Annotated in this window: 23 protein-coding genes; 8 read left to right on the forward strand and 15 right to left on the reverse strand. The window is 75.0% G+C overall.

Annotation, left to right across the window (positions count from 1 at the left end; all coding sequences use genetic code 11):
- Positions 1 to 61: 61 nt before the first annotated feature.
- From ABEA15_RS22255 to ABEA15_RS22265, 3 genes are all read right to left on the reverse strand, one after another.
- Entirely contained in the window at positions 62 to 1132 is a 1071-nt protein-coding gene (locus ABEA15_RS22255; protein WP_345558796.1) for a mandelate racemase/muconate lactonizing enzyme family protein, read from the reverse strand.
- Positions 1132 to 2043, reverse strand: a complete 912-nt coding sequence (locus ABEA15_RS22260; RefSeq protein WP_345558797.1) for a 5-dehydro-4-deoxyglucarate dehydratase — start codon at positions 2041 to 2043, stop codon at positions 1132 to 1134. Before ABEA15_RS22260 ends, ABEA15_RS22255 begins: the two co-directional genes overlap by 1 nt.
- Before the next feature lie 562 nt (positions 2044 to 2605).
- Positions 2606 to 3655, reverse strand: a complete 1050-nt coding sequence (locus ABEA15_RS22265) for a LacI family DNA-binding transcriptional regulator (RefSeq protein ID WP_345558798.1) — start codon at positions 3653 to 3655, stop codon at positions 2606 to 2608.
- Between the two features lie 286 nt (positions 3656 to 3941).
- Between ABEA15_RS22265 and ABEA15_RS22270 the strand changes: the two genes are divergently transcribed.
- The 3 genes from ABEA15_RS22270 to ABEA15_RS22280 all read left to right on the forward strand — a co-directional run bounded on the left by ABEA15_RS22270 (position 3942) and on the right by ABEA15_RS22280 (position 6959).
- Positions 3942 to 4631 (forward strand): LysE family translocator, encoded by a 690-nt coding sequence (locus tag ABEA15_RS22270; protein WP_345558799.1) that lies wholly within the window; start codon positions 3942 to 3944, stop codon positions 4629 to 4631.
- Positions 4632 to 4693: 62 nt separating this feature from the next.
- Entirely contained in the window at positions 4694 to 5425 is a 732-nt protein-coding gene (locus ABEA15_RS22275; protein ID WP_345558826.1) for a nucleoside/nucleotide kinase family protein, read from the forward strand.
- Positions 5426 to 5663: 238 nt separating this feature from the next.
- Positions 5664 to 6959 (forward strand): glycoside hydrolase family 6 protein, encoded by a 1296-nt coding sequence (locus tag ABEA15_RS22280; protein ID WP_345558800.1) that lies wholly within the window; start codon positions 5664 to 5666, stop codon positions 6957 to 6959.
- A 91-nt stretch (positions 6960 to 7050) separates the two neighbouring features.
- Here the strand turns inward: ABEA15_RS22280 and ABEA15_RS22285 are convergent, their stop codons facing one another.
- The gene (locus ABEA15_RS22285; RefSeq protein ID WP_344141334.1) at positions 7051 to 7221 is read right to left on the reverse strand and encodes a hypothetical protein; all 171 of its coding nucleotides are present in this window, start codon (positions 7219 to 7221) and stop codon (positions 7051 to 7053) included.
- Positions 7222 to 7411: 190 nt separating this feature from the next.
- Here ABEA15_RS22285 and ABEA15_RS22290 point away from each other — a divergent pair, with 190 nt between their 5' ends.
- From ABEA15_RS22290 to ABEA15_RS22310, 5 genes are all read left to right on the forward strand, one after another.
- Complete coding sequence (locus ABEA15_RS22290; protein ID WP_344141335.1) at positions 7412 to 8065, forward strand: hypothetical protein; 654 nt, start codon at positions 7412 to 7414, stop codon at positions 8063 to 8065.
- Between the two features lie 23 nt (positions 8066 to 8088).
- Positions 8089 to 8436: a transcriptional regulator gene (locus ABEA15_RS22295; protein ID WP_345558801.1), complete on the forward strand. Its 348-nt coding sequence runs from the start codon at positions 8089 to 8091 to the stop codon at positions 8434 to 8436.
- Positions 8433 to 9374, forward strand: coding sequence for an ABC transporter ATP-binding protein (locus tag ABEA15_RS22300; protein WP_345558802.1), 942 nt, complete (start codon positions 8433 to 8435; stop codon positions 9372 to 9374). Before ABEA15_RS22295 ends, ABEA15_RS22300 begins: the two co-directional genes overlap by 4 nt.
- Positions 9371 to 10117: an ABC transporter permease gene (locus tag ABEA15_RS22305; RefSeq protein ID WP_345558803.1), complete on the forward strand. Its 747-nt coding sequence runs from the start codon at positions 9371 to 9373 to the stop codon at positions 10115 to 10117. The genes ABEA15_RS22300 and ABEA15_RS22305 overlap by 4 nt, the downstream gene beginning before the upstream one ends.
- Before the next feature lie 585 nt (positions 10118 to 10702).
- Positions 10703 to 11350, forward strand: coding sequence for a response regulator (locus ABEA15_RS22310; RefSeq protein WP_344141341.1), 648 nt, complete (start codon positions 10703 to 10705; stop codon positions 11348 to 11350).
- A 119-nt stretch (positions 11351 to 11469) separates the two neighbouring features.
- Here the strand turns inward: ABEA15_RS22310 and ABEA15_RS22315 are convergent, their stop codons facing one another.
- From ABEA15_RS22315 to ABEA15_RS22365, 11 genes are all read right to left on the reverse strand, one after another.
- Positions 11470 to 11658, reverse strand: coding sequence for a thiazolylpeptide-type bacteriocin (locus tag ABEA15_RS22315; RefSeq protein WP_344141342.1), 189 nt, complete (start codon positions 11656 to 11658; stop codon positions 11470 to 11472).
- Between the two features lie 97 nt (positions 11659 to 11755).
- The gene (locus ABEA15_RS22320) at positions 11756 to 11944 is read right to left on the reverse strand and encodes a thiazolylpeptide-type bacteriocin (RefSeq protein ID WP_344141343.1); all 189 of its coding nucleotides are present in this window, start codon (positions 11942 to 11944) and stop codon (positions 11756 to 11758) included.
- A 96-nt stretch (positions 11945 to 12040) separates the two neighbouring features.
- The gene (locus ABEA15_RS22325; protein ID WP_344141344.1) at positions 12041 to 12229 is read right to left on the reverse strand and encodes a thiazolylpeptide-type bacteriocin; all 189 of its coding nucleotides are present in this window, start codon (positions 12227 to 12229) and stop codon (positions 12041 to 12043) included.
- Positions 12230 to 12234: 5 nt separating this feature from the next.
- On the reverse strand, positions 12235 to 13539 hold the full coding sequence (locus ABEA15_RS22330) for an iron-containing alcohol dehydrogenase (protein WP_345558805.1): 1305 nt from the start codon (positions 13537 to 13539) through the stop codon (positions 12235 to 12237).
- Entirely contained in the window at positions 13536 to 14822 is a 1287-nt protein-coding gene (locus tag ABEA15_RS22335) for an aminotransferase family protein (RefSeq protein ID WP_344141348.1), read from the reverse strand. Before ABEA15_RS22335 ends, ABEA15_RS22330 begins: the two co-directional genes overlap by 4 nt.
- Positions 14819 to 16834: a hypothetical protein gene (locus ABEA15_RS22340; protein ID WP_345558807.1), complete on the reverse strand. Its 2016-nt coding sequence runs from the start codon at positions 16832 to 16834 to the stop codon at positions 14819 to 14821. Before ABEA15_RS22340 ends, ABEA15_RS22335 begins: the two co-directional genes overlap by 4 nt.
- Positions 16831 to 17568 carry a hypothetical protein gene (locus ABEA15_RS22345; RefSeq protein ID WP_345558809.1) on the reverse strand — a complete coding sequence of 246 codons (738 nt, stop codon included), beginning with the start codon at positions 17566 to 17568 and terminating at the stop codon, positions 16831 to 16833. The genes ABEA15_RS22340 and ABEA15_RS22345 overlap by 4 nt, the downstream gene beginning before the upstream one ends.
- A 99-nt stretch (positions 17569 to 17667) precedes the next feature.
- The gene (locus ABEA15_RS22350; protein WP_344141353.1) at positions 17668 to 18486 is read right to left on the reverse strand and encodes an ABC transporter permease; all 819 of its coding nucleotides are present in this window, start codon (positions 18484 to 18486) and stop codon (positions 17668 to 17670) included.
- 4 nt (positions 18487 to 18490) lie between these two features.
- Positions 18491 to 19489: an ABC transporter ATP-binding protein gene (locus ABEA15_RS22355; RefSeq protein ID WP_344141354.1), complete on the reverse strand. Its 999-nt coding sequence runs from the start codon at positions 19487 to 19489 to the stop codon at positions 18491 to 18493.
- On the reverse strand, positions 19486 to 21327 hold the full coding sequence (locus tag ABEA15_RS22360) for a thiopeptide-type bacteriocin biosynthesis protein (protein WP_345558811.1): 1842 nt from the start codon (positions 21325 to 21327) through the stop codon (positions 19486 to 19488). Before ABEA15_RS22360 ends, ABEA15_RS22355 begins: the two co-directional genes overlap by 4 nt.
- A complete protein-coding gene (locus tag ABEA15_RS22365) occupies positions 21324 to 22814 on the reverse strand; it encodes a hypothetical protein (protein WP_345558813.1) in 1491 nt (496 codons plus the stop codon). The genes ABEA15_RS22360 and ABEA15_RS22365 overlap by 4 nt, the downstream gene beginning before the upstream one ends.
- Positions 22815 to 22820 lie beyond the last annotated feature (6 nt).

Genomic DNA, 22820 nt, shown 5'->3' on the forward strand with positions numbered 1-22820 from the left:
ACCGGCGGACCTGCCCCGGCGGCCGCGCGGGCTCAGGCGCCGCGCGTGGCGGGCGCGCCGGTCACCCCTCCGGCTGCGCGAACACCAGCCCGTGCCCCGGCGGAGTGTCGCTGGTGCCGCCCGCCGCGCCCACGGACACGCCGGAGGGCCGCGCCAAGGCGCCGAGGTCGGCGAAGGACGCCCGTTCGACGTCCTCGACCATGGACACGGCGGGCACGCACTGCGCCAGCTGGACGGAAAGGTCCGGCAGCAGGTGGGGCGCCACGGGGACGCTGAAGGCGGCGGCCAGGTCGGCGATGCGCAGGAACGGGGTGATCCCGCCGACGCGCACGACGTTGGGCTGGGCGACGTCGCAGACGCCGCGTACCAGAGCGTCGCGGAAGGAGCGGACGGTGCGCAGGTTCTCGCCGATCGCGAAGGGGACGGCGGTGGCCGCGCGCAGCCGCGCGTGGGCCTGCAGGTCGTCGGCCGGCAGCGGCTCCTCGATCCAGTACGGGTCGAACCCGGCCAGCGTCCCCATCGCGCGGACGGCGCCGGGCAGGTCCCAGCGCTGGTTGGCGTCGATCATCAGCCGGCCGTACGGCCCCAGGAGCTCGCGCACGCGGGCGACACGCTCGACGTCGCGTTCGAGGTCGGCCGAGCCCACCTTCATCTTGACGGCACTGTGGCCGGCGGCGGTGAACCGGCGCACCTGGTCCAGCAGCTCCTCCAGCCCGCGGTCCAGGTTCACCCCGCTGCCGTAGCAGGGGACGCTGTCGCGGCGGCGGCCGATGAGGTCGACCAGGCTCAGCCCGAGGGCGCGGGCACGCAGGTCCCACAGCGCGATGTCGACCGCGGCGAGGGCCATGGCGCTGATACCGCCGGGGCCGGCCTCGTGCAGGTGCGTGTACAGCTGTTCCCAGCGCGGCGCCGGGGCTGGGTCGCGCCCCACCAGCACCGGCGCGCAGTCGTGCTCCACGACCGCGCGCACCGCCTCGCCGCCCACGCGCGGTGTCCAGCCGAACCCGCTGCCCTCGGCTCCGCTGTCCGTGGTGACCGTGACGACGACGAGGTCGTGGTGGGAGACGCCGCCGTCCCAGGTGTCCTGCAGCGGGAACCGCCGCACGGAGGCCTCGACGCCCGCGATGCGCATCAGCGGGCCCCCTCCGCGACGGCCGCGAGCCCGTGCTCCACGAGCCGCTCCAGTTCCGCGGTGTCGGCGGCCGAGGGGTCGACGAAGGGCGCGCGCACCGGGCCGCAGTCGGTGCCGCGGAGCCGCAGGCCGGTCTTGACCAGCGCGACCGCATAGCCCGGCGTGCGGTCGCGGATGGCGGCCAGCGGGCGGTAGAACTCGTCGAGGAGCCGCTCGGCGAGCGGGTCGCCGGCGCGCCACGCCCGGTAGAACGCCGTGGCGACCTCCGGCACGAACGCGAACGCCGCCGAGGAGTACAGGTCGACGCCGATCCCCTGGTAGGCGTGCACCGTCAGTTCGGCGGTCGGCAGCCCGTTGAAGAACAGGAAGTCGCCGCCGACCCGCGCCCGCACGGCCATCACGTTCTGCCGCATGCGGTCGAGGTCGCCCATCCCGTCCTTGATCCCCACGACGTTGGGCAGCGCCGCGACCTCGGCGGCGGACGCGGGGGCGAGCGCCATGGTGGAGCGCTGGTAGACGATCACCGGGAGGTCGGCGGACTCGGCGACTGCCCGGACGTAGTCGACCATCCCCTGCTGCGGTGCACCGACGAGGTAGGGCGGGAGCAGCAGGACGCCGTCGGCTCCGGCGGCGCGGGCCGCCGCGACCTGCTCGACGGCGGTGCCCAGGCTGCCTCCGGCACCGGCGACGACCGGCGCGCGGCCGCCCGCTGCGCCGACGGCTGTGCGCACGACCGCCTCCTGCTCCGCGGTCGACAGTGCGTGGATCTCGCCGGTCCCGCAGGCGGCGAAGACTGCGCCGGGACCGTGGTCCAGCCGGGTTCCGATGTGGTCGGCCAGGGCCGCGTGGTCCACGGCCCCGCTTCGGTCGAACGGCGTGACCGGGAAGAACAGGATGCCGTCCAGTTTCATGTCGCTCCTCGAATCGTGCGGCGCGGGCGGGTTCGGTCGGGTTCGGTGGGCCGCATGCGGCGCGGGCGCGGACCGGGCGGGGCGTGCGCCGCCAAGGCGGCGGCCTTCCCGGGGCCTTTTGTACGGTGCGGAAGCGGGCCGCTCAGCGGCGCACCGGCGAGCGCGCCGTCTGCGGCGGCGACGCGCGTCCGCCCGTCGGGCACCGCCTGCTCCCGCCCGACGGACAGGACCGCGGACTCCGCGGCGGCCCCGCGCTCCCAGCGCCCGCGAATCGTGCCGCCGCCCCGCTCGGCGGCGCCCTTCCCGTCCTCCTCCGCCGCAGCGGCGGGCGGTGTCGCATCCGGCACCTCGACTCCGATCATCACCCGCTGTCACACGGCGGCTCTACACCTCGCCGGAAACCGGTTTCCAACCTACTGACCGTGACGTGCGTGTCAACCCCGCACGAGGGCCGCCACGGCGGCGGAACGGAAGGACCGCCGGCGCGCACGGCGTGCCCGCGGCAGACCCGCCCTCGGAAGGCGGCGGCCGGAGGAGCGGCCTCCCTGCGCAGAAGCGCGGGTCAGCGGAGCGCGGGCCCGGTGCTCTGGCGGACCTCGAGGCGCGGGGTGAAACACACGTCGGCCGGCGGCGCCTCGCCGCGCAGCATGGCGCCGAGGCGCTGCCACGCCTCGCGCCCCAGGTCCTCCTGCGGTACGGCGACGGTGGTCAGGCGCGGTGCCGTGTAGCGGGACAGCGGGATGTCGTCGAAGCCGACCACGCTGACCTGGTCGGGGACCCGCACACCGATCTCGTCCAGCTTGCCCTGCGCCCCCAGCGCGACCAGGTCGTTGTAGCCGACGATCGCCGTGGCACCCGTCGCCAGGGCCCGGTCGGCGGCTTCGAAGCCGTCCTCGAGCATCGAGCCGCACTCGACGACGTGCAGGGCGAAGCGGCCCTCGGCCGCCGCCTCCAGCGTCTCCCGGCGCTCCCGGTTGGGGACGCTCGCCCGCGGACCCTCCAGGTAGGCGACCCGGCTGTGCCCCAGCCAGCCCAGATGGGCGCACACTGCGCGCACACCCGAGGCGTAGTCGACCGCGACGGTGGGCGCGCCCACGCCCTCGACGTTCCGGTTGACCAGCACGAACGGCTCGATGGTGTGCGCCAGTTCCGCCAGCTCGCGGTCGTGGCTGCGCGGTGAGCACAGCACCAGGCCGTCGGCCCGGAGCCTGCTCTCCTGGGCGAGCACCAGCTCCTCGAGCGGCAGTTCGTGGCTGTCGGTGACCAGCAGCCGGTAGCCGTCCCGCCCGGCGGCCCGGCTGAGGCCGCGCAGGACCGACTGGAACATGGGGTTGCCCAGGTCGGGCACCGTGATCGCGACGAGGCCGGTGCGCCCCCGGGCGAGCCCTTGGGCGACGGCGCTGGGGCGGTAGCCCAGGGACGCCGCCGTCTGCTGGACGCGCCGGGCGAGGTCCGGGGCCACCGTCTCCCGGTTGTTCATGACCCGCGACACCGTCGCCGGCGAGACCCCCGCCGCCCTGGCCACGTCGCGGATGGTGACGGTCTGACCGCGCCGGCGCTGCCCGGCGCCGGTCTCCGCCGGCCCGGCGACGGGTCCTGCGGCCTCGTCCAACGTCGACCCCGATTCCGTCGTGCCGCGCCTTCGCCGCCGCACCCCCCGGGAAACCGATTTCTCCCGCCAGCATACTGGAGGGACCGGGGTCACCGGCGGTGCGCCGAAAGCCCGTCAGCGCCGGCGCCGGGCACCGCCGATGCCGCGGCACACGGCCGGGCACGGCGCCCGCGGCCGGGAGCCCCGACACAGGTGTCCGCAACCGGTCAGGCGCTTGCCCGCCGACGTGCAGCCCCCGACCATCGGGCTGCACCCGCTTGCCCGCTCGCGATGGGAGACGGCGACCATGGACATCATTGCGGTCCTCCCGGCGTTCCTGGCCGCCGTCGTACTGATCTCGGTTTCGCCGGGACCGGCTATGGCGCTGATCGTCCGGCGGGCCGCACTGCGCGGGTTCGGCGCGAGCGTGGCGACCGTGCTCGGGCTGGAATCGGGGCTCTTCCTGTGGGCGATCGCGGCGAGCCTCGGAGCCGCGGCCCTGGTCGCCGCCTCCGGCACCGCCTACCTCGTACTGCAGATCGCCGGCGCGTCGTTCCTGGCCTTCCTGGGCATCCGCGCATGGGCCTCGGCCGTGCGCTCCCGGCGGGCGGCCGACGACGGCACGGACACCGAACACGGCGGGCCGGGGGAGGCCGGCGGCGCGGCGGCCGACGACCGACGGGCGGCTCCCCGGTTCGCGGCCGCCAAGGCGTTCTCCGAAGGCCTGTTCGTCCAGCTCGCCAACCCCAAGGCGGCGGTCTTCATGTTCGCCTTCTATCCGCAGTTCATCCCGCCGGGCCGGCCGGTGCTCGCCACGACGTCGGTGCTGGCGCTCGTCCAGGTCACCGTGGAGACCGCGATCTACCTGTCGCTGGCCGCGGGCGTGGCGCGGGCGGGGGCCTGGTTCCGGCGCCCCGCGATCCGGCGCCGGCTGGAGGCCGCCACCGGAACCGTGCTGCTGGCGCTCGCCGGGCGGATGCTGCTGACGCCGCGCTGACCGGCCGCCCCACCGCCGGGCGGTGCCCGGTTGAGGACGCTCTGCCTAGGGTGGGTGCCATGCTGCTGGAGGACTTGGCCGCCGAGACCGCGGCGCTGGCGGACCGGGCCCCGTCGCGGGCGTTCCTCGGCCTGGCGGGCGCGCCGGGAGCGGGCAAGTCGGCGCTGGCGCGGTACCTGGTCGACGAGGTGCGCGCGGAGCTGGGCCCCGACACCGCCGCCTACCTGCCCATGGACGGGTTCCACCTGTCCAACGCCCAGCTGGACCGGCTCGGCCGCCGCGACCGCAAGGGCGCTCCCGACACCTTCGACGTACACGGATACCTCGCGCTGCTGCGGCGCCTGCACGCCGTGGCCGACGCGCCGGTCTACGCACCCGACTTCGACCGCGCCGCCGACGAACCCATCGCCGCCCGCCTGGCCGTCGAGCCGGGCGTCCGGCTGATCGTGACCGAGGGCAACTACCTCGCCGAGGACGCGCCGCTGTGGCGGGAGGTCCGGGCGCTGCTGACCGACCTCTGGTACGTCGAGGCCGACGACGAGACCCGAGAGGCGCGCCTGGTCGAACGCCAGCTCACCGGAGGCCGCAGCCTCGATGAGGCGCGCGCGTGGGTGCGGCGCAGCGACCGCGCCAACGGGGAGCTCGTCAAGGCCACCCGCCGGAACTGCTCCCGCGTCGTCCGCCTGGGCGACGCGGAGCCGCTGCGGCGCAAGGCCGCCGGCCCGGGCGGGAGGAGGCCGTCGGAAGGAACCGCCGGCGGACCGGTTGCCGACTCCTGGCGAGACGGAGCCTAGAGACAGCGGTGCGGACCGGCCCGATCCCGCTGCGGCCCCTGTGGAGGCCGCCCGCGCCTGCGGCGCCGAGGCGGGCCCGGGCGTGCAGCGCACCGGGCGTGCGGCCGATGACGGGACGTTTCCTTCTCTTTACATAACGCGTTCTCTGATTTAGAGTCCAGCGAGATTGGGAGCGCTCCCATCGGCGTGGGCGTTCCACTGTCCACGGGGGCCGCTGCAACGACAAAGGACTTCGTGCATGTTCCGAGAATTTTTGCGCCCGATCGCCGGCGCCGCGCTCGTCCTGGCTGCTGCGGTGGCAGCCGGCCCGACTCCCGCTTCGGCCGCCGAGTCGCAGTTCTACGTCAACCCGGACATGGCCTCGGCCCAGTGGGTCCGGGACAATCCCCAGGACTCGCGCGCCGACGTCATCGCCAACCGCATCGCCGACGTCCCGCAGGCCACCTGGTTCACCCGGCACAACCCCGGTGAGGTCCAGGGCCGGGTGGACGCCCTGGTCGGGGCGGCACAGGCGGCCGGGAAGATCCCGATCATGGTCGTCTACAACATCCCCAACCGCGACTGCAGCAACCACAGCGGGGGCGGCGCGCCGGACCACGCCTCCTACCGCAACTGGGTCGACCAGGTCGCCGCCGGGCTGAACGGCCGCCCGGCCACGATCGTGCTGGAGCCGGACGTGCTCTCGCTGATGAGCAACTGCATGGACCAGGGCCAGCAGGGCCAGGTCATGGACTCCATGGCCTACGCGGGCAAGGCGCTCATGGCCGGGTCCTCCCAGGCCCGCGTGTACATGGACGCCGGCCACTCCCAGTGGCACTCGCCCGGCGAGATCGCCTCGCGGCTCAACGGCGCCGACGTCGCCGGCAGCGCACACGGCATCGCCACCAACGTGTCCAACTACAACCGGACCGGCGACGAGGTCTCCTACGCCGAGCAGGTCATCTCCGCCACCGGGCACTCCGGGCTGCGCGCCGTCGTCGACACCAGCCGCAACGGCAACGGCCCGCTGGGCTCGGAGTGGTGCGACCCCGAGGGCCGGGCCATCGGCACCGAGAGCACGACCGACACCGGCAACGCGACGATCGACGCGTTCCTGTGGGTGAAGCTGCCGGGCGAGGCCGACGGCTGCGCCGCCGGAGCCGGCGAGTTCGTCCCCCAGCTCGCCTACGACATGGCGGTGGCCGCGGGCGCCGATCCGGAGCCGGATCCCGACCCCGAGCCCACGCCCGAGCCGGGTGACGGCTGCGAGGCCGAGTACGCCGTCTCCAACGAGTGGTCCAGCGGCTTCCAGGCCAGTGTGACGGTAACGGCGGGCTCCGACATCAGCGGCTGGGAGGTCGCCATCGACTTCCCGGACGGCCAGAGCGTCGAGCAGGCGTGGAACGCCGAGGTCGCGGGCAGCGGCGGCGCCTACACCGCCGAGAACGTGAGCCACAACGGCAGCCTGAGCGCAGGCCAGAGCACCGAGTTCGGTTTCACCGGCACGCACAGCGGCGCCAACGGGGCGCCCGAGCTGACCTGCACGGCGAGCTGACCCGGACGCCGACCGCAGGCAACGGAGACGTCGACCCTGTGGGGAGGGCGCGGACGCGCCCTCCCCACAGGCGGTCGCGGCGCGCCGGGGCTCAGCTCTCCTCGAAGTCCTCGCGGTCGGTGTCGGCCTGCTCCATCGCGTCCTGAAGCTCGGCCTCCATCTCGCGGCGGGTGTCGGGCCCGCGCTCGCCGCGGTCGCGCTCGTCAGGGAGCGCCTGGTCGGTGTCCTCGGTCTTCTTGCCGGACTCTTCGGGCATCGTCATGGGAACTCCTCGGCGATCTACGGCGGCTGCCCGCTACCCGGCCGACCGCGGCTCACACCGGTGCGAGCGCAGCGTACGTCCGCGATCGGCGGCCTCCGCTCCCCGCCCGCATCCCGGTCCTGGTGCGGCCAACGAGTTTGTGTTACAAAGTAGTTGGCACCATAGAACGCGAGATCGGGGAGACGGCGTGATGACAGCAGAGGACGACGGGCGTCCCGCCGAGGACGCGCTGTTCGATCCGGCCGCGTCGCGTGAACTCATCGAGCGGCAGCGCGACACCGCCGAAAGCGAACTGGCCCCGGACTGGCGGCTGCTCTATGCGGTGTGGGGCCTCGCCCTGCTCACCGGCTACGGCTGCCTCTACCTGCAGCGGGCGGTGCTGTCCGGCGTTCATCCCGCGATCGCGGGGGCGGCCATGTTCCTGGCGCTCCTGGCGGCGCTGGTCGTCACGACGCGCCACGACATCCGCCTCAACCGCGGCCTGCGCGGGCCCTCCGCGCTCGCCGGGGCGCGGATCGGATGGGCCTATGTGGCCGGGTTCGCCGTCGTCGGGGTCTGCGCGTGGAGCCTGTACCGCGGCGGTGCGCCCGAGCCGCTGGTCTGGCTCGCGTTCGCCGGACTCTCGCTGCTGGTCATCGGGCTGGTCTCGATGGTCTCGGCCGCCTGGGAGCACGAGCGGCTGCGCTTCGGTCTGGGCGGGTGGATCCTGGCCGCCGACGCGCTGGGGCTGGTCGTCGGGATGCCGCACGCCTACCTCGTGCTCTCCATCGGAGGCGGCGGCGGGTTCCTCGCCGCCGCGGCTCTGCTCACCGTCCGCCGTGCCGCCCGCGCACGGCGGGCGTAGCCGAGTCCGTTGGGGGACCGACGATGAACCCTCTGCCGGAACTCAACCCCGTGATCCACGCGCAGGGGCGGCTGCGGGTGATGGTCACCCTGCAGGCGCTGCCTCCCGGTGACCAGCTCGCGTTCGCCCGGCTGCGCGAGATCCTCGAGATGACCTCGGGCAACCTGTCCGTGCACGTGCGCAAGCTGGAGGAGGCCGAGTACGTCCGAAGCGTCAAGACCTACGAACGCCGGAGTCCGATCACCTACTTCTCCTTGACCGCCCAAGGGCGGCACGCGCTGGAGGAGTACGTCCAGGCGCTGCAGACCATGCTGAGCGCCAACGGCCCCGCATCAGCCACCACCGAGAGGCCCCCCGGAGGCGCCCCGTGACACCTCCCCTCGCCCGGCTGCACAACGTGTCCCGCCTCTACGGGACAGCGCTGGCGCTCGACCGCGTCAGCCTCGACATCGGCCCCGGAGCCGTCCTGGGCCTGCTCGGCCCCAACGGCGCGGGCAAGTCCACCCTGATCAACCTGGTGTGCGGGCTGCGCCGGCCCACCCAAGGCGAGGTCGAACTGTTCGGCGGCTCCCCCCAGGACCCCCGGCGCCGCCGCGCCCTGGGCATGACCCCCCAGCAGACCGGCCTGCCGGAGACGCTGCGGGTGCGCGAGGTGATCGACTTCGTCTCCCGGCACTACCCCGATCCCCTGCCGGCCTCCGACCTGCTGGAGCGCTTCGGCCTCATCGGCCTGGAGAAGCGCCAGACCGGCAGCCTCTCCGGAGGCCAGCAGCGCCGCCTCGCGGTCGGCCTGGCGTTCTTGGGCCGCCCCGAACTCGTGCTGCTGGACGAGCCCACGACCGGGCTCGACGTCTCGGCCCGCCGCGCCGTCTGGGAGGGCATCCGCTCCTACATCGGCAACGGCGGGACGATCCTGCTGACGAGCCACTACATGGAGGAGATGGAGGCGCTCTCGGAGCGCATCGTCGTGCTCAAGCACGGCCGCGTGGTCGCCGACGGCACGCCGCAGGAGGTCACCGAGGCGGCCTCGCGCAGGTCCATCAGCTTCGAGGCCGACGAGGTCCCCGAGCTGGAGGGCGTTGTGGGCCGGGAGCGCCGCGGCGACCGCCAAGTCCTCTACACCGAGGACACCGACTCGCTCGTGCGCGCGCTCGTGCGCAGCGGCGCCTCCTTCACCGGGCTGGACATCCACCGGCCCAGCCTCGAAGAGGCGTTCCTGGAGATCGAGGCGGAGGCCGTCCCGGACGACGGCTCCGCCGGCGACCCGACCCCCGAGCCCGCCGCCGGAACCGCGGAGGTGTCCCGATGACCCTGGCCGTGCAGCACGCCCGCCTGCTGTTCCTGGAGACCGCCCGCGTACCCATCGCGCTGGGCTTCAACGTCGCCTTCCCGACCGTGCTGATGATGTTCTTCGTGGTGCCCAACGGCGCGATCGCCGACGACCCGCGGGCCGCCACGCTGGCGACGGCGCAGATCACCGTGTTCGCCGTGATGAACGCCTGCCTGCTCAACTTCGGCGTGGGCGTGGCCGAGGAGCGCGCCCGCGCTTGGGACCCCTACCTGCGGACCCTGCCGGCGGGCCCGGTGCCGCGCATGGCCGGGCGGCTGATGAACGGGTTCGCCTACGTCCTGCTGGCCGTGATCCCGGTCGCGGTGCTGGCCCCGCTGCTGACGGAGGCGACGCTGCCTGCGACCTCGGCGGCACTGGCGCTGCCCGTGATCCTGTTCGGCTGCCTGCCGTTCCTCTTCGGCGGGTTCGCGATCGGTTTCAGCATGTCGATCAAGGGCGCGCTCCCGGCGGCCCAGGCGGTGATGTTCCCCATGGCCTTCGCCGGCGGGCTGTTCCTGCCCCCCGATACCTTCCCCGCCTGGCTGGACACCGCTTCGCACGCGCTGCCCACGCGCGCGGCCAGAGAGCTGTCGGTGTGGGCGGTGACCGACGGCACCGCGCTGTCGCAGACGGCGATCGTGGTGCTGGCCGGCTGGACGGCGCTCACCGCGGTGCTGGCGGTGTGGGCCTATCGGCGTGACGAGGGACGACGCTTCCGCTGACGTGGGTGGCACCCGATCAGCAGCGCAATTCCGTAACATGAAAAACTTTCACCCTTGCCCCATGACCAGCATCATTCGTCCCTCTTATTGCATTTGCCCCATTTGAGACGTACGGTAGTGCCCTGCACGGCGGCATTCGCCCCTCACCAGGAGCAACAACCGCCAGCACAAAACGAACGCATAGTGAATACGGCGTTAAGCAGACAAGGAGTGGGCGACCCCCCGACGTTGTACTGAAAACAATTGAATTCATATTCGGCACATCAGACGCCCCGGATGTACCGATGTGTGCGGTGAGCCCTGACCGAGCTGTCGCGCAGCAGGATCGGCGGCAGTTGCGGCGGGAACCACCTGCGCAGCCGCTTTCACAGTCACCTCAGGTGACCGCAAACCCGATCGCCCGTGGGGCCCCGCCCCAGGGCGGAAATCGAGCGAGCGAAAGGGTCCTAGCGTGTGCGTAACGCGGGCGAATCCAGAAACCGGTGCGATGACGGCCGATTCGGCTCGGTCGGAACAGCGGTACCGCCGCAGACCCCCCGCGCACCTGGGAGGTGACCCGGCCGCACGCGCGAATTGACGCTTCCGATGCGCGGATCCCCCAACCCCATCACCCTGACCGTCGCCGACCACTATTCCCTGGGCCGCGCCGCATGGCGCGGCATTCTCGCGCCCGACGACGGGTTCGAGGTCGTCGCCGAGGTCAGCTGCCCGGCCGGCATCAACCGGACCGCACGCGGAGCGCGGCAGGACATCCTCCTGACCGACCTCTGCTTCCAGGGCGTGCACCCCTTCGACGAGATCTCCCGGGCGAGCACGCACACGCGTGTCGTGGTGATCACCCGGCACGAGGAGACCGAAGTGGTCCGCGAGACGATGCGCTGCGGTGTGCGCGCCTACCTGCCCAAGACGTCCAGCGTCGACGAGCTGTTCACCGCGCTGCGCACGGTGGCCGACGACGACCTCTACCTGCACCACAGCATCGGCTGCAAGCTCGCCTCCGGCCCCGACGACTGCACCACGGCCCGGGAGCGCGAGGTGATCCGGCTGCTGGCCAGCGGGCACACCATCGACACGGCCGCCTCGATGCTGCACGTCAGCTCGCGCACCATCGAGGGCGACCGCGCCGCCCTGCGGGACAAGCTGGGCCTGCAGACACGGGCCGAGCTGTTCGCCTACGCCCGCGACCGGGGCTTCTTACTCCTGAGCTGCCCCGACCTGCCGACGCCGTCCTGAACGCGCCGAGGCGGGCCCGGCAAGAGCGGGTCTCCCGGAACCCCGGCCGGGGTTCCGGGAGACCCGGCGCCGCCGCTACCTCCGCGAGGCCGCCGGTCCGGCGGGCACGGCAGGCGCCGCTAGGTGGAGCAGACCGAGCAGCACGAGCACACCGCGCAGCAGGAGCAGGACTCACACGAGCTTGAGCCCGACGAGGCGCCGGTCTCGGGCAGCGCGACCGCGTCGCGCACCGTCGCGACCTCGACCGAGTCGAACGACAGGTCGCCCAGGTCCAGGTCACCGAAGTCGACGGTCACAGACTCGTCCATGGTTCTCACCTCCTCCCCGCACGGGGACCGGTGAAGGGGGATGGGGGCCGCGGCCCGCGTGAGCGCGAAGGCTCCGCGAGCCGCGGCGACGGAGGGGTCAGGTGGAGCAGACCGAGCAGCAGGAGCACCCGACGCAGCACGAGCAGGAGTCGCACGAGCTGGAGCCGGAGGACGCCCCGGTCTCGGGCAGCGCGACCGCGTCGCGCACCGTGGCCACCTCGACCGAGTCGAACGACAGGTCGCCCAGGTCCAGGTCACCGAAGTCGACCGTGAGAGTCTTGTCCACGATTGTTTCTCCGTTCTCTTGCACAAGCGGATGGGAAGGCGATCGGCCGTGGTCCCCGGACGGGGGACACACTCCGGGGACCACGGGTCACCCCACTCAGGTGGAGCAGACCGAGCAGCAGGAGCACCCGACGCAGCACGAGCAGGAGTCGCACGAGCTGGACGCGGAGGATGCACCGGTCTCGGGCAGCGCGACCGCGTCGCGCACCGTCGCGACCTCGACCGAGTCGAACGACAGGTCGCCCAGGTCCAGGTCACCGAAGTCGACGGTCAGAGACTTGTCCATGGAATTCACCTCCCTTCCTGGATAGCGGGCGTATCTGGCGACCGGCCGGGAGCGGTGCCCCCGGCCGGGGTCTGGGAGGCGCCCGGCGCGGGGCGGGCGCGGTGGTAGAAGCCGGCAAGTTCGCCGCGGCCGACACCGTCGAGAAGGCCCGTGCGACCCCACGCGCGGTGGGTCTCCGCGGCGGCCCGCTCGGCGGCGGCGCCGTCCAGGCCCAGTCCGGCCAGGTCGGCGGGCAGGTTCCACTCCGCCAGCCGGCGGGCGAGTGCGGCCGGAAGGTCCGCGTGCGCGTCCGGGCCGAGCTCCGGCGCGAGCGCACCGGCCAGCCGGGCGAGCCGTCCGGGGGCCGCCCAGCGGGCCCCGATCCCGCCCGCGGCGGCCTCGGCGAGGTAGGCGGGCAGCAGCGCCGCCATCGCCGGCCCCTTGCCGGTTCCCGCGAGGTCGGCCACGGCGTCCTGCAGGTACCACAGCACGTGGCCCCACGGCTCCCGGCCGAGCCCCGGCAGCTGCGTCGCCGAGACCGACACCAGCCACGCGAGGTCGGCGCGTGCCGGCTCGGATGCGTCGGACGCGGCCGCGCCGCACGCGGCGGAGACCGTGCGCAGGCAGTGTGCGGCCAGGGCTTCGGCCAGCGCGTCTGTGGTGCCCAGCGCGGCACCGGAGGCCAGGTAGGGGCAGACGATGCGGCACAGGGTCTCGACGCCGCCCTCCACCAGCCGCGCGGCGGGCAGGGCCGCGGTGAGCGCGGGGTCGATGAGCGCGGTGGCGGGTGCGAGCAGCCCGGAGACCAGCAGCCGCTTGCGGCCGGAGTGGCGCAGCGCGGCGACGCTGTTCAGCTCCGAGCCGGTCGCGGCGGTGCTGGGGACCAGCAGCGTCGGCAGGCCGGGCCGGGCGCGGCCGCCCCCCGGAGCGTCCAGCTCGACGACTCCGTGCACGGCCCACCGCGGGTCGTCGAGCAGCCCGGGGTTGGTGGCGGCCAGGGCCGCGGCCTTGGCCGTGTCCATGGTGCTGCCGCCGCCGAGCGCCAGCACCGCGTCCGCCCCGGTGCGCCCCAGCTCCTGCGCCAGTCCGCGCACCGAGTCCACGGTGGGCGGTCCGGCGACCTCGTGGACCGCCACCGGTGCCACACCGTGGGCGGCCAGGCCGGCGAGCGCGGCCGCGGCCGCGGGAAGCCGCGCCGCGCGGGCGTCCACGACAGCGGCGACCGCGCCGCCCAGGGCGGCGGTCTCCGGGCCGAGGCCGTCCAGGGCGCCCGCGCCGCACACGGTGCGCGTGGGCACCTGCCAGACGAAGCCGCTCGGCGCCGCACTCATCGCAGGTCCAGCTCGTCGAAGACGCGTCCGGCGGCCTCGGCGATCGTGCGCACGTCGTCCTCGGTGACCACCAGCGGCGGCAGCAGGGCGAACCCGCGCTCGGAGGGGTGCACGATCACGCCCAGGGAGCGGAACCGCTCGACGACCATGCTGACCTCGTCCATGCCGGGCCCGGTGCCGCTGCCCTCCAGGTGCACGCCGAGCATGAGGCCGCGCCCCACCGGTTCGCGGGCCTGGCCGCGGGCGCGCGGCAGGACCTCGCTCAGGGCCGCGGACAGCTCGGCGCCCAGCCGGGCGGCGCGGGGCACGAGCTTGTCCTCCTCGATCACGTCCAACGTCGCCAGCGCGGCGGCGCAGGCCAGCGGGTTGCCCGCCTGGGTCTCGCCGGTGAGCAGGGCCGCCTCCCGCTCCTGGAACGCGGCCCAGACGCGCTCGTGGACGAGGACCGCCGACAGCGGCAGGTACCCGCTGTTGATGCCCTTGGACAGCACCACCGCGTCAGGCTCCAGGCCGAACTGCTCAGAGCAGAACATCGTGCCGGTGCGGCCGAAGCCGGTGGCGACCTCGTCGGCGATGAGCAGGATGTCGCGGGAGCGGCACAGCTCGCTCAGGCCGCGGAAGAAGTCGGGGTGGGGCACGAGGACGCCGGCCGATCCCAGGATCGGCTCGACGATCACCGCCGCGAGCCCGTCGGCCGCTTCGTCCAGCCGCTCCAGCGCGGCGGCGGCGGTCGCGGCGTCCAGCGGAGTGGGCACGTGCACGACCGCGCTGCGGTCCACCCCGTACTCGTCCTGGTCCAGGTCCTCGCCGGTCACCGACAGCGCACCGTAGAGGGTTCCGTGGTAGGAGTCGGCCAGCGCGCCGACGGCGGTGCGCTCCCCGCGCCCGGTAAGGCGCTGGTAGCGGCGGGCCAGCTTGAGCGCGGCGTCGACGCCGCTGGCGCCGGAGGTCCCGTAGAAGACGCGGGTCAGCCCGGGCGCCGGTGCGATGTCGACCAGGCGGCGGGCCAGCCGCAGCGCGGGCTCGTGGGCGAAGCGGAAGAGCGTGCTGTAGGTCAGCACCTCCAGCTGCTCGCGGACCGCCTCCTGGATGCGCGGCTCGTCGAACCCGCAGTGGATGTTCCACAGGCCGGCGTTGGCGCTCAGGTACTCGGTTCCCTCGTCGTCGTAGAGGCGGGCGCCGGAGCCTCCGGCGATGGTCACCGGCGCCTTCAGGTAGGCGGCCATGGGCGTCATCGGGTGCCACAGCGGGTAGTCCGCGGCCGCGCCGTCCTGGGGGATCATGGCTGGTCGCCTCCGTCCGTGCTGCTGGTATCGGGCGTCGTCGCGTGCGTGGGCGAAGGTGTCAGCCGCGCGAGCGCCGCCGCGGCGCGCTCCAGAGCCGCGGCCGCCGCCTCGGCGGACATGGCGTGATGGCGGGCGAGGTGGTCGGCGGCCGCGGCGCCGAGGTCCAGATGCACCTCGACGAGCACGGCCAGCGGCGCGGGGAGGCTCGCCCAGGTGCCCGAGGGGCCGTGGTGCAGCAGGTGGGCGCCGCCGTCGCGCAGCAGCACCAGCCCTGCGGGCCAGCGGGGCGCGGGCGCGGCGGTGTGGCCGAGGGCGCCGCCCAGGCCGCTGACGGCGAGCGTGCCGTCGCCGCCCGACCGGGTGGGCGCGGGAGCGGGATGCTCACCGCGCGCGTCGGCCGCGCGCAGTGCCGCCACGGAGCGCGCCGCGTCCAGCACCCGGTCCAGCCAGGGGCGGGGTGACGTCGGCTCCCATCCCGGCGGCCGGCAGGCGCAACCGGTGGTGGGGCGCTCGCGCAGGGCGGCCCGCAGCTCCTCCAGCGGCTCGCCGACCTTGCCCAGCACCGGGCCGTGGGGGCCTCCGCGCACCCGCCCCCGGGGGTCGACGTAGAGTCGGCGGCCGCGCTCGGCCGGGCAGCCCTCCCGGCCCAGGCGGCACAGCCCGGCGAGCATCGGGGCCGGGTCGAACAGCCGCGCGGGGAGCGCACCGCGGCGCCGGGCCGCGTCGGCGTCGGCGAGCAGCGCGTCGCGGTCGGCCTCGGTGCGGATCAGCAGTACCCCGGGGCCCGGCTCGCGGGGGTCTGCCTCCGCGTAGCCGCGGACCGGCCCCGCCGCGTCGGCGGGCACCGCCGGCGCGTGCGCGACGGTGCCCGCCCCCTCCGCGGGAGTGAGGACGGTACCGCCCGCGGCGACCACGTCGGCCGCCCACCCGGCGTGGGCGGCGACGGGCTCGGAGTGCTCCCACCACAGATCGTGGGCGCCGGCGCTGATGGCGGTGGCGCCGTAGCCGCCGACCAGGGCCCGGTGTGCGAACGCGCGCAGCGTCCGGCGGTGGCGGCGCAGTTCGGCGGCCGCCGCGGCGTGCGGCGGGACGCCCGCGAACGCGGCGAGGGTGGGCAGCCCGGCCAGCAGCGCGGCGGAGGCGTCGGGGACCGCGTCGGGGCAGGCCCGCAGCAGGCGCGCGACCTGTTCGGCGGCGGCCCCGAGGGCGTCCGGACGCCGACCGGACTCCCCTCCGACGCCGGGCACCGTGAACTCCACGGCGCAGGTCAGCCCGGCCGCGCTCGCCGCGCTGAACGCCGCGCGCAGGCGGTGCTCCTCCCCCGCCCGCGCGGTCGCGGCAAGGGTCGCCCGGGTGATCCCCGCGGCGGCCAGCGCCTCGGCCGCCGCCGGGGTCAGCTCCGCGGGACTCAACCGGGGCCGCGGCACCAGGCGGGCACGGGCCAGCCGGTCGGCGAGGCCGCCGAGCCCGGCGACCAGATCACCCTCCGGTGCCCAGGTGCCGTCCCCGGCGGAGACGGGGCGCAGCGCGACCTCGGTCGGCCGGGTCGCACGGCGGGCCAGCAGCTCCAGGTCGGCGAGCGTGTCCCCGGCGCGCGCCCGCACACCCGCGAGGCCCGCCTGGGCGGGGGTGAGGACGCGCGCGGCATAGGGGGAGGCACCGGGCGCGGGCGAGGCCCCGGTGACGCGGGCGAGCGCGCCGGCAAGCTCGTCGGGACCGCAGACGACCGCCGGGCAGCCGGTCAACCGGTCGGCCAGCAGGTCGGCCAGGGGCCGGGCCGGCGCGTCGGCGGCGAGCACGACCCCGCCGGGCGCTCCGCGCCCCAGCGTGTGCGCCCATTCGGTCAGGGGGCCGGTGAATGCGGCGGTGTGCAGATGGACGCGGGCACCCGCGGCGGCCTGGCCGGCCAGGCACTCGGCGGTGGCCAGGTCGGTAGCCGGTCCGATCCGCCCGTCGGCGTCGGCGTGCAGGCGAACGGCGCGCACGGCGGTGCGCTGCTGCGGTGTCATGGCGTCCCCCCTTCGGCCGCGGGGGCCTGCTCCGGCTCGCCGGGGCGGGCGGGTCCGAGAGCGCGCACGGCCGGTGTCCGCGCCGCGGCGAGCGCGGTGGCCAGGGCGAGCACCATGGCCGCGGCGAAGGCCACGACGGTGGCCGCGGGCAGGAACAGGCCCAGGCCCAGGAAGATCACCGGTGCGATCCGGGTGGCGAAGAAGCGCTGCCGTTCGTCGGCCGAGCCGGCGGCGCGCTGGGTGACGATCCCCGAGGCGGTGGCAGTGGCGCACAGCACCAGCGCCCAGACCGCGCCGCCCGGCCACGAGGCGGCGGGTGGCGCGGCCAGGCTGTCCAGCCCGGCGAAGGCGGCCGAAGGCGCGGCCTCGCCGGTACGGCTCCACACGATGACGAGCAGCACCGCGGCGATCTGGAGCACGGCGGCGGCGCGGCCGACGGCCACCTCGGCGGGTCGGCGCAGGCCGCGCTCGCGCAACTCGGCCTCCGCGCGGGCCGCCGCCAGGGCGCGGTCCGGCGGCGCCTCCTCCGCGGCGAACGCGGCGAGCAGGCGTGTGCGCACGATCCGCGCCGCCTGCGCCCGCACCAGCAGCGGCCACAGCGGCAGCCGCCAGGACGCGCCCACCAGCAGGACGGCGAGACCCCACGAGGCGCCGCCGAGCCACGGCGCGCCGACGCGCGCGAAGGGGGCCAGCAGCCACTGGGTGGCCGCTCCGACCGCCTGGATCGCCTCCATCGGCTCCTCCTCTCTGTGGGCGCTCCCCGGTGGCCGCGGACTACGCGGGGTCCGAGGGGGCCGCGCCGGGACTCCTCGGGATCGGCGGACCGGGCGGGCTCAGCGGCGCGGCTCCCAGCGCAGCAGCTTCAGGGTCGCCAGCAGGCCCACCGCGCCCCAGGCCGCGACCACGGCCAGCGCGGGCAGGTCCAGCGCGAGGCCGGTGGCGCCGGGGTCGAACGAGGTCCGCACCAGGGTGGCCATCGGCGCGAACGGCAGCAGGTCGACGACGGTCTGCAGCGGCTCGGGCAGGGCCAGCGGGAAGAAGACGCCCGAGAGGAACAGCAGCGGGAAGAGTGTCGCGGTGCCGATCACCACGCCGCCCTCAAGGGTGGGGATGAAGCGGCTCAGCCCCATGCCCAGCACCGCCGAGGTGAAGCAGCAGACGAAGAAGCCCAGGACGAGGCCGGGCACCGCCAGCGGGCGGATCTCCAGGCCGAACGCCGCCATCGAGATCGCGACCATCAGCAGGACCGATCCCGCGGCCATCACCGTGGAGACGCCGATGCGGCTCATCAGGTGCAGCGTCTTGGGCATCGGCGTCTGTCGGACCCGTTTGAGCACGCCCTTCTCGCGCGCCACGGTCACGCCGATGGCCATGTTGAAGTAGCCCGACGTGGTCACGACGAACACCACGATGGTGGCCGTGGTCGCGCTGACGTTCGGTATGCCGCCGACGGTCTGGCCGTCCTGCAGCAGGTTGAACATGACGTTGAAGAACAGGGGCAGGAACAGCGCCGTCGCCAGCGGGAACGGGGTGCGGACGGCGCTGGTGATCCCATAGCGCATGTCGTGCAGCAGCAGCGCCGGCCAGTTGCGGCTGGGGTTGGGCACCCCGGCGGGCACCGTCGGCCGCGGTTCGAGTGAGGCAGCGGTCATGGTCCTACTCCGTGGTGTGTGCGCCGGTCGGGGCGGTGAGGGCGGTATCGCGGCGGGTGGTCTGCGCGCCGACGATGGAGAGGTAGAGGTCCTCGATGTCGGGGCGGCTGACCTCCAGGTCGGGCAGCGTGTGGTCGTTCGCGCGCGCCCAGCCGGTGAGCTCGTGCAGCGCCTCGGCGGCGTCCTGGGCCACCAGCACGATCCGGCCGTCCTCGGCGCGCGCGAGCCCGGCCAGCCTTTCCGGCAGGTCCGCGGGTGTGATGGCGCCGGCCCGGAACCCGATCCGGCTGCCCTGGTCGGCGAGCAGCTCAGCGGGGGTGCCGATGGCCGCCGGCGAGCCGTCGTAGAGGACCGCGACCCGGTCGACGAGCTTCTGCGCCTCGTCCATGTTGTGCGTGGTCAGCACGATCGTCTTGCCGGCGGCGCGCAGCGCCTCCACGACCCGCCACGCCCGGTCGCGGGCCTCGACGTCGAACCCGGTGGTGGGCTCGTCCAGGAAGATGACGTCGGGGTCGCCCACCAGCGCCAGCGCCAGGTCCAGCCGCCGCTGCTGGCCGCCCGAGAGCCGCCCCACCAGCGAGCGGCGCTTCTCGCCGAGCCCGACCAGGTCGATCAGCTCGTCCACCGGGAGGCTGGAGCGGTAGTAGCCGCCGAAGGCCAGCAGGTGCTCGCGCACGGTCAGATACAGCTCGAAGCTGGCCTGCTGCGGCACGATGCCCAGGCGGTCGCGCAGCCGCGCGCCGGCTTTGCGGGGGTCCAGGCCCAGCACGCGTACCGATCCCCGGTCGGGTACGCCGTGGCCCTCCAGGATCTCCACCAGCGTGGTCTTGCCGGCGCCGTTGGGGCCGAGCAGGCCGAAGATCTCGCCGCGGCGCACCGAGAAGTCCACGTCGCGCAGCGCGCGCACCGGGCCGAAGGACTTGGAGACCCCGGCGACGGTGATGGCGTCGCCGCCGTCCGGCTCCGCGGCCGCCCGCGGTTCCTGCTCTGTCTGCGGGATCATTGCATGGCACCTTCCGTGTGGTTGTGCTGCGTCGCTCGGTCGGGGCGGGCTCCGAGGGGGACCATGTAGCCCAGAAGCTCGTCGTAGCCGTCGAACTGCACCAGCTCGCAGGCGGCGTCGTCGAAGAACCCGCCGACCAGGGCGGCGGGCAGGCCCAGCGCGGTCGCCACCAGCACCGTGTTCTGCGCGACATGGCCGATTTCGAGCATCGCGAAGCGGTGGGCGCGCAGGCCGTAGCGGTGGCGCATGGCGGTGATGTCGGCGGCCAGGAACAGCACGGCGGGCGCGTCGGCCACGTCGATGCGCGGGTCGTCGCCGAGGAAGAACGGCGAGCTGTCGATCAGCGCCTCCTGCGGGGAGAGCTGGCCGACCTGCTGCAGGCTGTGCTGCTGGGGCAGGTACTCGTAGACGGCGGGGCGCAGCCCGTTGACGTCGTAGACGGCGGCGCGCACCACGACCGGGTAGGACATCCCCGCGCTGGGGTGGGCGCGCACACCCCGCTCCAGGTGCCGGCCGTCGACCTCGGCGGGCTCGCTGCCGACGTAGCCGGCGCCGTAGCCCAGCAGCGCTCCGAGGTCGGCCCGGCCGAGCCGTCCCGACAGGCCGGCGCGGCGGCTGCGGCGGGCGCTGATCACCTCGTGCAGCGGACGGGCCAGCTCGTCCTGCTCGGGAAGGGGAAGCGCCACCGGGTCGCCGCTGGCGAAGTCCAGCCGCCGCTCCAGCGGGGCGCCGGGCGAGGGGCGCTGCGCGTCGAACACGGCGGGGCGGAACTTGGCCTGCTCGTGGTAGGCGCGGTCGGGCGCGTCGGCGCCATCGGCGAAGTAGTCGGGCCGCTCGCCGGGCGCGGCGACCGTCAGGGACGCCAGCCACGCCAGGTAGACCTCGTCGGAGGCGTTCAGCCCGAGGCGGTTGGCGAGCATGTGCAGCTGGGAGACCATGACCGCGTCGGCCGAGCCCGTCAGGCGCTCCTCGCGGCGGCGCAGCCAGTCGGCCGTGCGGGCGACCGCGGTGGACCACTGCGCGACCGCGGCCGCGCCCCCGCCCTGGCCCTGTCCCTGGTCGCGCCGGGCGACGAGCCGTTCCGACTCGGCGAGGAAGGTGGCCTCGGCGGCGGCGCGCATGCCCGCCGAGCGGCGCGCCACCACCGAGTCCAGGTAGCGCCACATCACCGCGTACTCGCGCAGCCAGCGCACGGTGTCGGCGGTGCGCTCGAACAGCCCCCGGCAGAAGGCCAGCAGCAGGTCCAGGGCGACGCCGATGCGCGCCTGCTCTGCGGGGGTGTTGGCGATGACGGCCAGTGCCAGGGAGCTGGAGACCTCGAACAGGTCCTCGGCGAGCCCGATGGCCTCGTCCCCGCCGTAGCGTTCGGTCTCGGGCTCGTAGACGGCCTCGACGACGGTGCCGTCGGCGTGCCAGCCCATCTCGGCGATCTCCTCGGGCCCGAGCGCGAAGGCCGCGTAGAACGACTCCGGGTCCAGGTCCTCGGTGGGGCCGCCGCCGGCGAGGTGGGCGGCCAGGCGCTCGCGCAGCTCGGCCGCCGCCTGGTCGAGGGCGGCGCCGTCGGGCCCGCCCAGGCGCACCCGCACGTGCGGCCCGCCGTGCCAGTAGCGGATGAAGAACCAGTTGCGGACGAGCCCGCGGCGACGCAGGTCGCGCACTGCGGGACCCACCGCCTCGACCAGCAGCGCGTCGGTGCCCGACCTGCCGCGGTGGCAGTAGGCGTGGACGGCGCGCCACTTGCGCGGCGTGTCGGCGGAGGAAGCGGACTCGGGGGGCGCGGAGGCCGCGGCGTCCGGCCGGGACTCCGCCTGCGCGGCGGGGTGCTGGTCTGCGGTCATGGGCGCACGTCCAAGAGCAGGTCGGTGAACCGGCTGACGCCCACCAGGGCGATGTAGCCGGGCAGCTGGTCGTCTGGCAGCCGCAGGTCGGCGGCGAGCAGGTCGGGGTCGAAGCTGCGCGCGGGCCGCAGGAACGCGCCGTGCGCGCTGAGCGCGAGCCCGGCGGCCTGCGCGGCGGCACCCAGGTCCAGTTGCGCGGTGCGCAGGCGGCGCGCACCGCCGGAGGCCAGCTGGGCGCGCTGGTCCATGGTGAACACGAGGGCGGCCGCGCAGCTGGTGACCGACATCTGCGTCAGCGGGTAGCTGAAGGCGCGCTGAACGGCGCCCAGCCCGGGGGCGGGCTCCGCTTCCAGCGGGTGCGTCCGGCCGGTGCGGTCGATCTCGTAGAGGCCGCGCGCGCGGCCGGCGACGCGGTCGGCCAGCAGCAGCGTGCGTATCCCGCCCGCGCCGAGTCCGCGCTGGCCGCCCAGGGCGTCGGCCAGCGCCGCGGCCGCGTCGTCGAGCGCGGCTTCCGCCAGCGGGACGGGGCTGGCGGTGAAGCCCTTGTTGCCGTGCCCGGAGGAGCGCTCGAAGACGACCCGGGACCAGCTCCGCCCGGTGCCAGCGCCGGCCCGCGGCTCGGGCCGCGTGCGGTCGGCCGGGGACGGCGGAGCGCCGCTCCAGGCGCGGCGGTCCACGGCGAGCACGGGATCCCCGGGCGCGGGCTCTGCGGCCGGTTCGGCGGCCTCGGCGACCGGCAGCGCGTCGGCGGCACGCGCGGCGCCGAGCTCGACCAGGCAGGCGGGCATCCACTCCGCGCCGCCGCCGATCGCCGCGATCACCGCGCGGTCGGGGAAATCCCGGCACACCCGCACCGGGAGCCCGTAAGCGCGGGCCAGTTGCACCAGCAGCTCGGCGAGGTGTCCGGCTTCGCACAGCGCCAGCGCCCAGCGCAGCTCGCGGTAGCGGGAGGGGATGCTGCGGGGGTGGCACAGCACGGCCAGCACGGCTCCGCCGGCGGCGTCGATCGCCTCGGGCGTCGGCGCCTGGGCGGGGTCGGCGGCGCCGCCGACCGCGCGCAGCCGGTGCCCGGCAGTGTCGAAGTGCCAGGCGGCCCCGCCGCTGAGCAGGAAGGTCTGCGCGGCGAAGAAGCAGTGCGCGGCCGGGTAGCCGCGGTGCGGGTTGACGGCACTGCGCACCTCGAAGCGCTGCACCCCGCTCGCGGCCAGCACCCCGAACACGCGGCGGTGGGCCGGCAGGCCGTCCGCGGCGCGGCCGCGGGGGTAGGCGGCCTCGCCGATGTCCCGGTGCAGCCCGCCGGGCAGCGCGACGTCCGCGTCAGCGCCTGCGGGCGGGCGCACCGGCACGGGGGCGCGGTCGTCGCCGTCGGTGTCGATGCCCAGCCGCATGGGGCGGGCCTGCAGCTCGGCGAAGGCGAGCAGCCGATCGTCGTCCCAGCCGCGGTCGGTGCCGGGGGCCGGTGCGGGGTGGCCGGTCGGTGCGGTCATGGCCGG

This window comes from Streptomonospora halophila (genome assembly GCF_039542725.1).
GTDB classification, from domain to species: domain Bacteria; phylum Actinomycetota; class Actinomycetes; order Streptosporangiales; family Streptosporangiaceae; genus Streptomonospora; species Streptomonospora halophila.